The sequence below is a fragment of the Hydrosulfovibrio ferrireducens genome (assembly GCF_046883345.1).
In the GTDB taxonomy this organism is placed as follows: Bacteria; Desulfobacterota; Desulfobulbia; order Desulfobulbales; family Desulfurivibrionaceae; genus Thiovibrio; species Thiovibrio ferrireducens.
Genome location: NZ_JALKCW010000014.1, coordinates 96,763 through 111,599 on the forward strand (window position 1 = coordinate 96,763; position 14,837 = coordinate 111,599).

Consider the following 14,837-nt stretch of genomic DNA (forward strand, 5'->3'; position numbering starts at 1 on the left):
AATCACTTACGTCGTAGAAGAAACCGGGGTGCAGGGGGGGTGTTCCTGGATCTCGGACTGAGCATGTCCCCCCCTCCTCTGCCATTTTTTCAGAACCAGACTCCTGGCCTTGTCCAGAAACGGACCAAAGGTTGCGGCATCGCGGGCGCTTAAAGCTACAGCGTCATAGAGCCGCAACTGCTCGGCAACAACCTCCGGCTCAACCAGATCGATCTTGTTAAAAACCTTGAGACAGGGAAGAGTATCCAGCTCAAGCTCCCGCAACAGATCCTCCACCACCTGGACATGGTCCCCGTAACGCGGATTGCTGGCATCGATCACATGCACCAGCACGTCCGCCTCATGCAGCTCCTCCAGGGTCGCCTTGAAGGCCTTGAGCAGCTCCTCGGGCAGATGGCGGATAAAGCCCACCGTGTCCGTGATGATGACCTCCACATCCTCGGGAAAACGGAGCCGCCGACTGGTCGGGTCCAGGGTGGCGAACAGCTTGTCTTCCGCGACGATGGCGCTGTTGGTCAGGGTATTGAGCAGGGTTGACTTGCCGGCATTGGTATAGCCGACCAGCGAGAGAACCGGCAAGTCCTTTTTGCGCCGTCGGCTCCGCCGCTGTTCCCGCTCCCGGCTGACCTCCTTCAGTTTCTTAGCCAGCTTGCTCAGCCGGTCGTTGATGCGGCGGCGGTCCACCTCAAGGCGGGTCTCGCCGGGGCCGCGGCCGCCGATGCCGCCGGTGAGCCGGGAAAGGGCGTCGTCTCGGGTGGTCAACCTGGGCAGCATGTATTTGAGCTGGGCCATCTCGATCTGCAGCTTGCCTTCCCGGCTCAAGGCCCGCCGGGCAAAGATATCAAGAATCAACTGGGTGCGGTCGATGACTCGCAGCTCGGTGTGGTCGGTTATGGACCGCACCTGGGACGGGTTCAGCTCCTGGTCGAAGATCAGCAGATTGGCATTGAGCCTCAGTGCGGTCAGCATGATCTCGCCGAGCTTGCCCTTGCCCAGGATCAACCGAGGGTTGATCTTGTCCCTGCGCTGCACCACGGTATCGAGAACGATTACCTCGGCGGAACGCGCCAGCTCAGCCAGCTCGTCCATGGACTCCTGGGCCTTGACCTTGGAGAGCGGGGTCACGCTGATCAGGATCGCCCGGTCCCGACCCGCATCAACCTCGCGCACCGGCCTGGCCTTGGCAAACTCATCTTCAAGCCCGGCAATAAATTCCCGGAAATGTCCCTGCCTGCCGGGAATCTCCGGGGGTAACACGACCCAATTCTTCTCCTGCACCGGTTGCGGCACCAGATGGGCGGAAGAGAGCCACGTTGCCCCGCCCTGATCCATCTTCACCACGGTCATCATATCGAGCCGCAGGAAGAGCAGATCCATGAGATCGTCTTCGCTGAGGTCCTCGCCCGCAAGATGGGTGTGCACGCAGCGCAACCCCTTGAGCCGCCCGCCCGAGGCCTTAAACTGCCTCAAGGCCGGAATCATGATGGATTTATGATCCCCGACCATGACCGCCTCGACCTGCCCGCTGCGGCTGAGCAAGACGCCAACCTGCCGCGCAAGCTCAAAGGCAACCGCGCACAACTCCTTGGCCAACTCCGGACTGACGATGAGGTCCGGGGAAACCCGCCGGCCGGCAATGCGCTCAAGCGCCTTCAACTGGGCGGTTTTCAGGCCGCTGGTATTGCCGGTTATCATGCGGATGGCTGCCGCTCCCGCAGCAATCGGCGGTCACCAACCCGGATGGTCACCTTGATTTTATCAAAATACTCCAGCAAGGGGATAGAAAATTTCCTGGTCAACCCGGTGAGATTTTTAAAGCGGGGCGCGTCGATCTCCCCTTCCTTTCTGATAAAGGCCACGAGCTGTTCCTGCAAGGTTGCCATGGCCCGGCTCTGAAAGTAGAGATCCTCGCTGATCTTGACCAGAACCTGCTCGCGGACCAGCAGCTCAAGCACCTCGCGGACCAGGGGAACGGGATACTTGGCAAACCGCTCCTGCACCTCCCGCACGGTGGGCGGGGTCAGCCCGGCCTCGGTGTAAAAGGCCTCCATTTCCGCGCGGATGTTCATGGCATCCGCCTTGAGCGATACCTGATGCCCTGTCAGCCGCACCGTTGCTTCATCGACAACAATCGTCCCCTGCTTGACCAGGGTATTGAGCAGCAACTGAAAAAAGCGCTGGTCCATGTCGGTGTGCAGGCGGGAACGCAGCTCTTCCTTGGAAAGCCCCGGCTTCATCGAATTGTCCCGGTGAAACGCAGCCAGGATCTTGGTAAGCGATGCGCCCATACCCTCGAAGGTTTCCGCCGCGACCATGCGCTGCCGCTCGGAATCCACCATGATGATCTTCCGGCTGGAGATGGGGGTGTCCAGCAGCTTTCTAAAACGCTTGCCGAATTGGCCCATCTTCACGCAGAGCGATTCAAAGGTGAGCCCGGCAACCCCGGCCTCCCGAAGGTGCAGGAGCGAGATATCCTCGGCGGACCCTGTCTGGTACAGTCCAAAGATCTCGCTGTTCGCCTCCTTGAAACGCCGCCGCTTGGGCGGGGAACCGTTCCAAATCCCGCCGCCGCCGATGGTGGCCACGGGCGAATAGCTCCGCACCACATAACGGTCGCCGGGCCAGGCGCCAAAGGGCTCCTCAAGCAGGATCTGCACATTGGCCCGGCTACCGGGAGCAAGCTCCTCATCCTCCAGCAACACGATGCGGCCCATGATCTCGGCGGTGCCGATGTGCACCCGCACCCGGCTTCGATTCTTGAGGGGTTTGGCGCAGGAGGAGAGATAGAAAAAATCCGCGTCCAGCAGGTAGGAGGGCGCAAGGGTGCCAGGGGTGGCGAGCATGTTGCCCCGGGCGATCATCTCGGTGTCCAGCCCCTGAATGTTGATGGCGGTGCGCTTGCCCGCCTCGACCAGCTCCACATCCTGGCCATGCACCTGGATGCCGCGGATCTTGGCGGTATGACCCTGGGGATAGACGGTGATGTCCTCGCCCACCGTTATCCTACCCGAGATCGAGGTGCCGGTGACCACCACCCCGAACCCCTTCATGCTGAAAACCCGGTCCACCGGCAGCCGGAAAGGGCCATGGGCCTCGGAAAACTCGCTGGCCCGCACCAGGGTGTCCAGCACCTGCCGGACCTCGTCCAGCCCCTCGCCGGTGGTGGAGGAAACCGCAACCATGGGCGCGTCTTCGAGAAAGCTGCCGGCCAAAAACTGACGGACATCCTCCTGCACCAGCGCCAGCCACTCCGCATCCACCATGTCCTTCTTGGTGAGGATCACCAGCCCCCGCTTCACCCCGAGCAGACGGCAGATCTCGAAATGCTCCCTGGTCTGGGGCATGATCCCCTCGTCCGCCGCGATGACAAAGGCCAAAAGATCGATGCCGGTGGCGCCGGCCACCATGTTTTTCACAAAGCGTTCGTGGCCGGGCACGTCGATGATGCCGAGGCGGTGGCCGCAGGGCAGATCGAGAAAAGCAAAGCCGAGCTCGATGGTGATGCCCCGCTTCTTTTCTTCTTTCAGCCGGTCGGTGTCAATGCCGGTGAGGGCCCGGACCAGACTGGTCTTGCCGTGGTCCACATGACCGGCCGTGCCGAGGACGATCTCCCGCATCTGCTACCAGTTCCCTTTGAGATACGGGTTGTTCCGGGCCTCGTCGCCCACGGTGGAGCGAGCCCCGCCATAGCCATGCCCCGGCCAGACCACGGTCTCGGCGGGCAGGGTCAGGATCTTCTCTTTGATGGCGGTAAGCATCTGCTTGGTGTCGCCGCCGGGAAAATCGGTGCGGCCCAGCCCATCGACAAACAGGGTATCGCCGGTAAAAAGATGGGGCGCGGCATAAAGACAGATCCCGCCCGGGGTATGCCCTGGGGTGTGAAGGACCGTGAGGGTCAATTTGCCGATGACGATCGCCTCGCCATCGCTGACACACCTGTCCACCGGCGGCGAAGGGGGAAGGCCGAGCATGGAGAAATACTGAATAACCTCAGGCCGGGAAAAGAACTCGGCATCAGCCGCATGCATGAGAATGGGCGCGCCGGTGGCCTGCTGGATCACCGCGTTGCCGCAGACATGATCCGGATGGCCGTGGGTGCAGACAATCGCCTCCACACTGAGCCCTTCCCCACGGCAGAAAGCGAGAATCTTCTCCTCATTGCCGCCGGGATCAATGATGCAACACTTCTTGGTCTCCTCGCAGCCCACCACATAGCAGCATACGGCCATGGAGCCCACGGTCAGTTGTTTGACGATCATCTCCGGCACTCTCAGCAGTCGCAGGTATTGGGATTGCAGGGTCCGCCGCCGCAGCCGCAGCTCGACGCAGCCTTGGCCATGGGGATGGACGCAGCCGCGGCATGCACGGGCAGCTCCTTCTCGACCTTGGCCAGAAACGCTTCAAACGCCTGGGCGGCCGGGCTCGTGGCCCCGGAGGAGAGATAGGGCTTGCCGTCATCCCCGGCGACAACCACCCTGGGGTCAACGGGAATCCGCCCAAGGAAAGGCACGGAAAATTCCGTGGCCAACTGCTCGCCGCCGCCGGTCTTGAAGATATCCACGGTCTTATCGCAATGCGGGCAGATAAAGCCGCTCATATTCTCGACAATCCCGAGGATCTTCATGGAAACATGCTTGCAGAAATTGATGGACTTGCGCACATCGGCCAGGGCGATATTCTGGGGGGTGGTCACGACCAGGGCCTTGGCGTCCTTGATGGTGTGGGCCACGGTCATGGGCTCGTCCCCGGTGCCAGGAGGCGCGTCGATGACCAGATAATCCAGATCGCCCCAGTTCACATCGGCGATAAACTGACGGATCGCTTGATTCTTGAGGGGCCCGCGCCAGATAATGGGATCATCCCGGTTCTCCATCATGCTCTCGAGCGAAATAACCTTGAGGTGGTCGTTGTATTGCAGAGGCGGCATCTTGCCGTCCTTGGTGAGCTCGCCGTCCATGCGGCCAGGCATGCCGAGCATGCGGACGATATCCGGGCCGTGGAGATCAACGTCCATGAGGCCGACCTTGTAGCCCTTTTGCGCCAGACCCAAGGCCAGATTCACCGAAACGGTGGACTTGCCCACCCCGCCCTTGCCGCTCATCACCAGGATCTTGTTCTTGATCCGGTCCAGAGAGGCGGCGATCGCCGTATTCTGCTGGGCCACCGCCGCATCGGCGGAGCCGCAGCCACTCGCTTTCTTACTGCCACAGGTCCCACTGCTGCACGTTGACATGACCTCTACCTCCAAAAAATATATGAAAAATCAAAAAAGGAACGAATTCAGGGGAAGCTTTATCTTATACAGTAAAACAGGATGGTTTAAAAGGCAAAAGCCCGGTTGCTCTCTCCATAGGATAGCCAGGGATTTTCTCCGGCTCTGTTCAAAAAAAATGGCTGCCGGAAGGCAGCCATTTACGCGGATCAATTGGGGTAAAAGGTCACAAAGAGACAAACCATCCAGATTGATGCCGGAATAGAACGAAAACCCAAAATGTAACTGTTCAGCAGTGCCGCAGATGCGCGGAAGAGGCCTGCGAAGTGTGCTATTGCACATGAGCAGGTCGATGACAGCTAAGCGAGCACAGCGAGACTGCGAAGCAGATGTGGTGCTGCTGGACAGTTACAGGGCGATAAACTCCGTCCGTTCCAGCGCCATTTCCATATAAAACCGATGGGTCTCCAGGCTGAAGACCAGCCGCCGGTTGTCCTGAAAATCAAGATCCGGGGTAAGGGTGATGGCGGTATTGAGAGACAACGCCTTGGGCTGGCCGATGTAGGAGGTGAGATCGAACTTGCTTTCCACCATCTGCATGGCCTTGCCCATGAACTGGTTGGTCATCTCCCCCATGGTGTCAACCACCTCGGCGGAGGTGGAATCCTGGGCCAGATCGTTCTCGGACATCCCCATGGCAAGCATGTAACTCCGGTAGAGTTCCATGGCTGCGCCCGCGGAAAAATTCACCACCACCAAACCGTTATAATCCCCGCTGAACTGCACGAAGCAGCCGACTTCCGGCCGCAGGCTGACCTTGGGAATAACCTGAACGGTCTTTGAATACTTGACGGATTTTTTGGTGCTTTTATCCAAGGTCTTCTTGACGGCCTGACAGAAAATCTCGGCGATTATGTCAATGGTTGCCTGTTTTTCGCTCATCACTATTCCTCCCCGATGGCCAAGGCCTGTCGGCGCTGTTAATTCCAGAGGCCTGCACGATGGCCATCCGCCCGCCATCATGTTCGTTTCCACGTTCGATTGTGTCTCGGAGTGCAACCAGGCTCGCCAAAAAAGGGTTTCCAGGCCTTGGCCCGGAAACCCTTGTCATACCTATGGTGCCCAGGACGAGAATCGAACTCGTACGGGGCAAGCCCCGAGGGATTTTAAGTCCCTTGCGTCTACCAGTTCCGCCACCCAGGCAGGTGTTCAGATCAAACGGCGGTGTACCATATCACCCTGTAAAAATCAACAGCCATCCGCCGCACCCATGGGCCACCCGTGCCTTTTTTACGAGACCGTTGCGCCGTGCTCCGCAAAATACTGCACCCGGTAGGTGGACACCTCCAAATCGCCTGAACGCCAAGCATCGGCGGGCAACCCGGCCTTGCTGCACAGGTGGCGCAAAAAATCCTCAGGATCGGGCAACTGCTCCCAAACCTGGGGCAGGAAGGTGGCGCCCCGCCCCCCCTTTCGGAGGATGACCCCATCGCGCCCAACCTGCAAAATACTGAGCAACTCCTCCGCGTTGGCATAAGCCAAAGGGACCGGCTCGGTGAGGATGCTGATCTCCATCTCGATTGCCGCGAGTTCGTTTTTTTCCACCGGCCGGAAGCGGGAATCGTCAAAAGCGGCATGCAGGGCATTGCGTTTCACGCCCTCGACAATGGATTCCATGGCGGCAAGGCTGCCGATGCAGCCGCGCAGCTCACCATGCTTTTTCAGGGTAACAAAGGTCCCTCGCTTGCGCTGGAGTTCGGCATCCAGCAAACGGGCCGCAATCTCTCCTGCCGGCTCTTGCGCCTCCATGCCGAGCTGCCGGCCGATGGTCTCGCGCGCCAGCCAGAGCAGCGCCTGTCCCTGTTCTTCCGTCAATCCCGAATTCTTTGCGCCTTCCTGCTGTGCCATACGCAGCTCCTTTATTCTTCCTTTTTTCCCGTACATCTTTCATGATACAGTATCCAAGGAAACCGGAAAAAGCATACCACTTTTCCATGTTTCAATGTTCTGGGAAACACAAGGGGGAAACCGCACAGGATGAAAACAACCACCATCTTTTTGGCTGCAGCCGGTCTCGTTCTCGCCATCACCGGCAACGGCCTGGGCGCGGATGCCCGCAACGGAAAACTGCTCTTTGCCAGCCCGACCCTCGGAGGCGGCACCTCCGGCAAGAGCTGCCTCACCTGCCATGAACATGGCCGGGATCTCAGCCCGGAAACCCTGAGCAGAAAGCACTATCTGATCATGGGCAACCCCGTTGCCTCCCTAGCCGGGGTGATCAATTTCTGCATCGAGGTGGCCTTGCGCGGCGAGGCCATCCCGGAAAACGGCAAGGAGATGACCGACCTCATCGCCTATCTGCCCATCCTCATCACGGACACCAGCGCCAAGCCCCAATAAAAAAACCCGGCCAAGGCCAGGTTTTTTTACAACACATTCACAACGAACGAATCAGCAGCCGCAGGAACCGCCGCCTCCGCTGCCGCAGGAGCTGCCGCAGCTTCCCCCGCCGCCGCCCAGAGGCTTGGCCGAGGAGATGCCGAAACCGGAACGGGGCCCGGCCTCGATGAAGTCTACCTTGATGACTCCGCACTGATTGCTGAGATTATTATCCAGCAAAAATTTAATCCCGCCATGTTCAAAGGTCGCGTCATTTTCTTTTGGCTCATCCAGAGCCAATCCCAAAGAGGGGCCTGCTCAGCCACCCTGCATTAAGGCAACACGTACGGCAGAATCGATATTATTATCGGCCAGGTACGCTTTCAGTTTAACAACCGCCTGCTCTGTTACTTCAAGCATCCTATGATCTCCTCATCAAAAGGTTCATAAAAAAATATCCCGGCGCGAGGGGCCGGTAAGAAAAATGGAATTTCATCTTTTTCTTATCGAGTAAATTAAGAAATATCCCCGCATAAGTCAAGGCTGGTTTTTTGTTTTGCTCTCCGCCTGATTCACGCTATAACAGAAAGAAGAATCCCCAAGGGCCAGAGGCCCTTTTTCCTTCACTGTGCGAGGCCGAGCAGATGAAAAAAATCGTCATATCCACCGGCGGCGGCGATGCCCCCGGACTCAACGCCGTCATTTACGCCGTAACCAAATCCGCCCACTACCGGGGCTGGGAGGTGTACGGCAGCCACGGCGGCTACAAGGGGCTGCTCGACCCGGACGAACTCGTCCGCCTCACCCCGGAAATCGTCGAAGACATAACCCCCACCGGCGGCACCATCCTCGGCTCCACCAACAAAGGCAACCCCTTTGCCATGCCCGTGGAAAACCTGGCCGGCGAGGTCCAGCTCCGCGATGTTTCCGACCGGGTGATGCAGAATTTCACCCGCATGGGATTTTTCTGCCATATCGCCGTGGGAGGCGACGGCAGCCTGGAAATCGCCCACCGTTTCGCCACGGAGAAGGGGATGCCGGTGATCGGGGTGCCCAAAACCATTGACAACGATCTGCAGGCCACCCACAGAACCTTCGGCTGCGACACCGCCGTGGCCACCGCGACCGATGCGCTTGACAAGCTGCATTCCACGGCCAAGTCCCACGACCGGGTCATGGTGGTCGAAGTCATGGGCCGCGATTCCGGCTGGATCGCCATCAACTCGGGCATCTCAGGCTGCGCCGATGTCATCCTCATCCCGGAGATCCCCTTCAACATGGACCTGGTTTGCGAAAAGATCAACGACAACGACCTGCACCACAAACACTACGCCATAGTCGTGGTGGCCGAGGGGGCCAGGGCCAAGAACGCCGAGGTGATCCACAAGGCCACGGATGCCCATGAAGTCGGGCGTCAGGAGGTGCTGCTGGGCGGGGTGGGCGAATGGGTGGCGCAGCAGATCCGGGAAAAAACCGGCAAGGATACCCGCTCCCTGGTGCTGGGGCACTTGCAGCGCGGCGGTTCCCCCACCACCTTCGACCGGATGCTGGCCCTGCGCTTTGGCGGCGCGGCGGTACGCTTGGCCGAACAGGAGATCTTCGACCACATGGTGGCGCTCTCGGCCACGGATATTATCGCCGTGCCCCTGGCGGACGCGGTCAAGACCAGAAAAAAGGTGCCCCTGGATAGCGACAAGGTGCTCACCGCCCGGGAGATCGGGATTTGCCTTGGGGATTGAAAGATAGGCGCAAGGTAAAAGGTACAAGGTTAAAGGTAAGAAGAATTTTCTCCTTTATCCTTTAACCTTTAACCTTCAGCCTTTAGCCTTCAACCCTTCACCTTTTCATATACTCATCCCATTCCATGGGCAGCATGGTTTTCTTCAGATTGTTGCATTCCTTGCAGCAGGTGGCGAGATTCCCCTTGGAGCTTGTCCCTCCCCTGGCCAGGGGCACGATGTGATCCATGGTCAGTTCCTTGGCCGGGGTCTTTTTGCCGCAATAATAGCAGATGCCCAGCGAGAGCTTGGTCTGCCACCATCGGCTTTTCCGTATCTCCCGCGCCTTGGCGCGTTCGCGGCGGATATCCTCCTCGGCCACGCCCTCGCCGTACAGCTCTTGATCCGCGTTCATGGCGCCACCTCCCCCAGCAGGATTTTGCGCGCCGCGCCCACCAGATATAGAGAACCGGCCACGCAGATCAGATCTCCGCTCTGCGCCAGATCAGCGGCCAGGGTCAGGGCCTCTTTCACCGTTGGGGCAGACAGTGTCTTGGTGCGCTCCTCCTCGGGCAGGATGGCGGCCAACTGCTCGGGCGTGGCCGAGCGCTCGCTTTCCGGGCGGGTGAAGATGATCCGCTCCGCCAGGGGGGCGATGGCAATGAGGGTTGCGGCCACATCCTTGTCCCCCATGCAACCCCAGACCAGGATGAGGTGGTCGTAGCGAAACTCGCTGACCAGGGCATCCCGCAGGCTCTCGACCCCGGCGGGGTTGTGGGCTCCGTCCAGCAGATAGCGGCGCAAAGAAGGATCTTGGTCGGCAGGACACTCCACCCGGTTCCCATCCGCCAGGCAGAAATATTCCAGGCGTCCCGGCCAGGTTACGGAAAGCAGCCCCTGCCGGATTGCCTCGCCGTCCACCGGCAAGGTGGCGGCGATGGTTTCCAGCGCAGCCAAGGCCAGGGCAGCGTTGCCGATCTGGTACCCGCCTTTCAACCGGCAATGGAGGTTTCCAAGGGAGTGGCCATGGTCAATGCCCCGATACTCCCAATTTCCCTCCGCGCCGCGCACCGCATCAAACTCGCGCCCCAGCAAAAACAAGGGAGCCTTGCGTTCCTCGCACACCTGCGCCACTACCGCCAGGCTATCGTCCGGTGCCAGCCCGGCAACCACGGGGATACCGGGCTTGACAACCCCGGCCTTTTCAAAAGCCACCGCAGCCAGGGTGTTGCCCAGGTACTGCTCATGGTCCATGCTTACGTTGGTGATCACGGAGACCAGGGGGGTAATCACGTTGGTGGCATCCAGCCTGCCGCCCATGCCGACCTCCAGAATGGCCACATCCACCTGCTCCTCGGCAAACCAGAGCAGGGCCAGGGCCGTGGCAAACTCGAAATAGGTGATCTGCCGGTCGCCCAGGGCCGCGCGGATCGCACTGGCCTGGCGGGCGAAGGCCTCTTCGGAGATGAACCGCTCATCGATCCGGAACCGCTCCCGCACGCAGCTCAGGTGCGGCGAGGTGTAGAGCCCCACCTTGTAGCCCGCCCTGGTCAGGATGGTCCGCAGGGTGGTGGAGACGGAGCCCTTGCCGTTGGTGCCGGCCACATGCACGAAACGCAACCCCCGGTGCGGATTGCCCACCGAATCGAGGAACTGGCTCATGCTTTCAAGGCCCAACTTGATCTTGAAAAACTGCAGGTTATCGAGAAAAACCCACGCCTCTTGATAATTCATTATTTCACCAGCTCCAGCTTGGCATAGTCAAGATGCAGGGTCTTTCTCCCATGCCGGGCAAAAAGGACCTCGAGCGTTTTGGGGCTGACCACCTTTTCCACCACGCCCTCCCCGAAAAAAGGATGGCGCACCCGGTTGCCAAGCTTGATGCTCTGGGCCGGGGCAGCCGCAGCCGAGCTGGAAAGCCCAGGCGGATATGCAGAGCGGAGCGGTGGAATGCTGTAATCGGGCCGCTCCTCCTGCTCCGCATCATAGGCGGGGGACTGGGGATGCCAGGCCGGAGCAGCAGGGGCCTGGGTCAGGGCATGGGGCAATTCCTGCAAAAACGGGGAAGGCCCGCCCGCAGCCGCAGAGGAGTCGTAGGACATGACCTCCTGCGGGTAGACCAGATACAACTGCTTGCGGGCCCGGGTCGCGGCCACATAGAGCAACCGACGCTCCTCTTCCCGGTGCGCGGGCAGTACCGCCTGAGCCGAGGGAAAGCGGCCCTCGGCCAGGTTGATGATAAAAACCGTGTCCCATTCCAGTCCCTTGGCCGAATGGATGGTGGAAAGCACCAGCCGCTTGCCGCCGTCCTCTTCCAGGGCCCCGGCCTGGGGCGGATCAAGGGAGGCATCGTCCAAAAACGCCTGCAAGTCGGTATACCCGCCCATCACCCTCCCCAACTCGTCCAGATCCCTGCGGCGGCGGGGATAATCGTCGTGGTAGAGCCGCTCGAAGATCGGCTCGTAATAGTCCATGATCCGCTCGAACATCTGGCCCATGGACATGCCCGGCTGCCGAAGCGCCTCAAGCATCTCCAGCAAATCAGTCAAACCCTCTTTCCAGGTTTTGCCGGCAGGATATTCCCTAAGCGCCGCCAAAGGATCTTCCGCGCTCTTGACCCTGCTCAGGATGTTCTGGGCCGTCTTGGGCCCCACCTTGTCGAGCTGGAGCAGGAGCCGGTTCCAGGAGAGATGGTCGTGCGGGTTGGCCACCACCCGCAGGTAGGAGATAACGTCCTTGTTGTGGGCCAGCTCGTTGAGCTTGAGGCCGCCGCGCTTGTCAAACTCGATCTGCCTATGGGTCAGCTCCAGCTCCAGCTTGTAGGAATGAAAACCGGAGCGGAACAGCACCGCTATCTCATCCAGCGGTTCGCCCGCTTCCCGCAGAGCCACGATCTTTTCCGCCACATAGCGGGCCTGGGTGGCCTCATCCCTGGCCCCATACACCACGGGCTTTTCCCCGCCTGTGATGTTGGTGAACAGGGTTTTGGTGTATTTTTCCTGGGCCTTCTCGATGATGGCGTTGGTCAGATCGAGGATCTTCTGGGTGGAGCGGTAGTTCTCCTCCAGCCGGATCAGACGGGTGTCCGGAAAGAGCGAGGGGAACTCCATGATGTTGCGGAAATCCGCGCCCCGGAAGCTATAGATGGACTGCGAATCATCGCCCACCACCATCACATTGTTGTGCTTGGCCGCCATCAGCCGGACGATGGCCGCCTGGATGGGGTTGGTGTCCTGGTACTCATCCACCATGATGTGACTGAACCGGGTGGCCAGCTCCGCGTGCACCTCGGGAAACTCCTCCAGAATCCGCCGCCAGTTCACCAGCAGGTCGTCGTAATCCATGAGGCTGTGTTCCAGCTTGAACCGCTGGTAATGGAGGGCAATGGTCTGGAGATCGTCGGCGAAATCATGAAAATGGCCGTACTCGGCCTCGATCAGCTCGTCGATGGACATCCCCTTGTTCACCGACTTGCTCAGGATAGAAATCACCACCCGCTTGGAGGGAAAACGCTTGTTCTCGCCGCCCAGGTTCAGGGAGGATTTGAGCAGGTTGACGATGCCCTCGGCATCGGACTGGTCGATGATGGTAAAGTTTGATTCATAGCCGAGATGGCGGCAGTAACGGCGCAGCAACAGATTGGCCGTGGCATGGAAGGTGCCGCCCATCACCCGCCGACAGGAATCATCGAGCAGCAGACTGGCCCGGTGCAGCATCTCCTGGGCCGCCTTGCGGGTAAAGGTGAGGAGCAGAATCTGCTCCGGGGGCACGCCCTGCTCGACCAGATGGGCCAGACGATAGACCAGGGTGCGGGTTTTGCCGCTGCCTGCCCCGGCAATGACCAGCACCGGACCTGATACGGTGGTCACCGCCTCGTATTGCGCCTCGTTCAAGGCCTTGCGGCTGATCTGGCTGGCGGAACGGGCGGGCGACTGGGACTTGGACTTTGGTTCCATGGGAAATAGGGTGGGTTGCATGGCGGCAACTCTAACACAACAGCCCGGAGGCAATCGACAAAAAAGTTTTAATTTTCATGCCTGGCTGGTAGAGTAGCTTGTCATAAAAGCCAAACACCAGCAAGACAACTTTTTACACAAATCCAAGGAAATAGAAATGAACAGCGCACAGGATATTTTCACCCAGGAAACCCTGCACACCCTCTTTCCGCCCGAACGGGCCAACGCCTTTTTCGACGCCCTGTTCGGCGACGCCGAAGAAGGAGCCTACGACATCCGCCTCGTTTTCAAAGGCCAGGCGGCAAACACCCTGACCTTCGGCCTGGAACTCCACGAGCGCCCCGGCAGATGCCTGGCCTGCAATCTGACCTACGGCCTGCCCGAGGTATTCAGCCGCCACCCAGTCATCAACATCAAGGGACTGACGGCGGAGATCGACTCACTTCTAGGCGACAAGGCCACCTGCACCGCCTGGAAACTCGGCACCACCCAGACCGTTTCCAAGAAGCTGCATGTTATTCCGCTGATGATCAGCTTGGCGTGAAGGGACTACTCCTCCTTAAACTAGTTCGACGCCTGGGAAAATATGAGTAAAGCGAAGAAATTGACCATCGACGTTCTGGGAACGACCATCACCGTCCTTTCCCAGAGGGACGAAGACTACATTTCCCTAACCGATATGCTGAAGGCGAAAGACGGCGATTTTTTCATTTCGGACTGGTTGCGGAATCGCAACACTGTAGAATTTCTCGGAATATGGGAGCGCGTCCATAACCCCGGCTTCAATTATGGCGAATTCGCCACAATTAGAAGCCAAGCCGGTCTAAACAGCTACAAGATCAGCGTCAAGGAGTGGGTCGCCAAAACCAATGCCGTCGGCCTACGGGCCTCAGCGGGAAGATACGGCGGCACCTATGCACACAGGGACATCGCCTTTGAATTCGGCATGTGGATCAGCCCCGAATTCAAGGTCTACCTGATCAAGGAATTCCAGCGCCTCAAGGAGGACGAAAACCGCCGCCTGTCACTGGCCTGGAACCTAAACCGCACCCTTTCCAAGCTCAACTACCGCATCCACACCGACGCCATCAGAGCACACCTGATTCCGGCTGCGATTACGCCCTCGCAGGCCGCAATCACCTACGCCACCGAGGCGGACCTGCTCAATGTCGCCCTCTTCGGCCAAACAGCCAAACAATGGCGCGACGCCAACTCCACCCTGGAAGGCAACATGCGCGAGTACGCCACCGTCGAACAATTACTGGTGCTGGCCAACATCGAGGGCATGAACGCCGAACTCATTCACATGGGACTGTCACAAGGGGAGCGACTCAAACGCCTCAATGAAATTGCCATTCGCCAGATGCAGGTACTCACCTCCGCGTCGACGATCAAACAACTCAAGGGATAGCCCAATGCTCGACATCCCGACTAGCAGGCTGTTGAAAAACTCATCAAATATCGAGACTTTTTAATCCGCTCAATGTATTCTGTAACCAGTTAGGATAACTCATAAACATTGAGGAAAACATGCGCGGAACCGACACCCACCAACAGATGTTGTTCAGCTAT

Annotated in this window: 14 protein-coding genes and 1 tRNA gene; 4 read left to right on the forward strand and 11 right to left on the reverse strand. The window is 59.3% G+C overall.

All coding sequences use genetic code 11. The features are described 5' to 3' along the window. Positions 1-6: 6 nt before the first annotated feature. The 7 genes from hflX to amrA all read right to left on the reverse strand — a co-directional run bounded on the left by hflX (position 7) and on the right by amrA (position 7,120). On the reverse strand, positions 7-1,695 hold the full coding sequence (gene hflX, locus MWR57_RS07110) for a GTPase HflX (RefSeq protein WP_423124105.1): 1,689 nt from the start codon (positions 1,693-1,695) through the stop codon (positions 7-9). Continuing rightward, positions 1,692-3,617, reverse strand: a complete 1,926-nt coding sequence (gene selB / locus MWR57_RS07115) for a selenocysteine-specific translation elongation factor (protein WP_423124106.1) — start codon at positions 3,615-3,617, stop codon at positions 1,692-1,694. Before selB ends, hflX begins: the two co-directional genes overlap by 4 nt. A gap of 3 nt (positions 3,618-3,620) precedes the next feature. Next, entirely contained in the window at positions 3,621-4,259 is a 639-nt protein-coding gene (locus tag MWR57_RS07120; protein WP_423124107.1) for an MBL fold metallo-hydrolase, read from the reverse strand. Positions 4,260-4,270: 11 nt separating this feature from the next. After that, positions 4,271-5,233 carry an Mrp/NBP35 family ATP-binding protein gene (locus MWR57_RS07125; protein WP_423124108.1) on the reverse strand — a complete coding sequence of 321 codons (963 nt, stop codon included), beginning with the start codon at positions 5,231-5,233 and terminating at the stop codon, positions 4,271-4,273. A 387-nt stretch (positions 5,234-5,620) separates the two neighbouring features. After that, entirely contained in the window at positions 5,621-6,154 is a 534-nt protein-coding gene (locus MWR57_RS07130) for a DUF3334 family protein (RefSeq protein WP_423124109.1), read from the reverse strand. 174 nt (positions 6,155-6,328) lie between these two features. Then, positions 6,329-6,415: transfer RNA gene (locus MWR57_RS07135), tRNA-Leu, on the reverse strand. Positions 6,416-6,502: 87 nt separating this feature from the next. Continuing rightward, positions 6,503-7,120: an AmmeMemoRadiSam system protein A gene (gene amrA / locus MWR57_RS07140; RefSeq protein WP_423124110.1), complete on the reverse strand. Its 618-nt coding sequence runs from the start codon at positions 7,118-7,120 to the stop codon at positions 6,503-6,505. A gap of 129 nt (positions 7,121-7,249) precedes the next feature. Between amrA and MWR57_RS07145 the strand changes: the two genes are divergently transcribed. Continuing rightward, entirely contained in the window at positions 7,250-7,612 is a 363-nt protein-coding gene (locus MWR57_RS07145; RefSeq protein WP_423124111.1) for a hypothetical protein, read from the forward strand. A gap of 51 nt (positions 7,613-7,663) precedes the next feature. Here the strand turns inward: MWR57_RS07145 and MWR57_RS07150 are convergent, their stop codons facing one another. Beyond that, entirely contained in the window at positions 7,664-8,011 is a 348-nt protein-coding gene (locus tag MWR57_RS07150; RefSeq protein WP_423124112.1) for an IscA/HesB family protein, read from the reverse strand. 224 nt (positions 8,012-8,235) lie between these two features. On the opposite strand from MWR57_RS07150, the gene MWR57_RS07155 reads away from it, so the two are divergent. After that, complete coding sequence (locus MWR57_RS07155) at positions 8,236-9,330, forward strand: 6-phosphofructokinase (RefSeq protein ID WP_423124113.1); 1,095 nt, start codon at positions 8,236-8,238, stop codon at positions 9,328-9,330. Positions 9,331-9,427: 97 nt separating this feature from the next. Here MWR57_RS07155 and MWR57_RS07160 read toward each other — a convergent pair whose 3' ends face one another. From MWR57_RS07160 to MWR57_RS07170, 3 genes are read right to left on the reverse strand one after another with little or no spacing between them, the layout of a single operon-like run. Further along, positions 9,428-9,724, reverse strand: a complete 297-nt coding sequence (locus MWR57_RS07160; RefSeq protein ID WP_423124114.1) for an HNH endonuclease — start codon at positions 9,722-9,724, stop codon at positions 9,428-9,430. Next, positions 9,721-11,043, reverse strand: coding sequence for a bifunctional folylpolyglutamate synthase/dihydrofolate synthase (locus MWR57_RS07165; protein WP_423124115.1), 1,323 nt, complete (start codon positions 11,041-11,043; stop codon positions 9,721-9,723). The genes MWR57_RS07160 and MWR57_RS07165 overlap by 4 nt, the downstream gene beginning before the upstream one ends. Continuing rightward, complete coding sequence (locus MWR57_RS07170; RefSeq protein WP_423124116.1) at positions 11,043-13,286, reverse strand: ATP-dependent helicase; 2,244 nt, start codon at positions 13,284-13,286, stop codon at positions 11,043-11,045. The genes MWR57_RS07165 and MWR57_RS07170 overlap by 1 nt, the downstream gene beginning before the upstream one ends. Before the next feature lie 130 nt (positions 13,287-13,416). Between MWR57_RS07170 and MWR57_RS07175 the strand changes: the two genes are divergently transcribed. Together MWR57_RS07175 and MWR57_RS07180 are read left to right on the forward strand one after the other, a co-directional pair. Next, positions 13,417-13,809 carry a pancreas/duodenum homeobox protein 1 gene (locus MWR57_RS07175; protein WP_479723952.1) on the forward strand — a complete coding sequence of 131 codons (393 nt, stop codon included), beginning with the start codon at positions 13,417-13,419 and terminating at the stop codon, positions 13,807-13,809. Positions 13,810-13,851: 42 nt separating this feature from the next. After that, a complete protein-coding gene (locus MWR57_RS07180) occupies positions 13,852-14,676 on the forward strand; it encodes a KilA-N domain-containing protein (RefSeq protein ID WP_423124118.1) in 825 nt (274 codons plus the stop codon). The last annotated feature ends 161 nt before the right edge of the window (positions 14,677-14,837 follow it).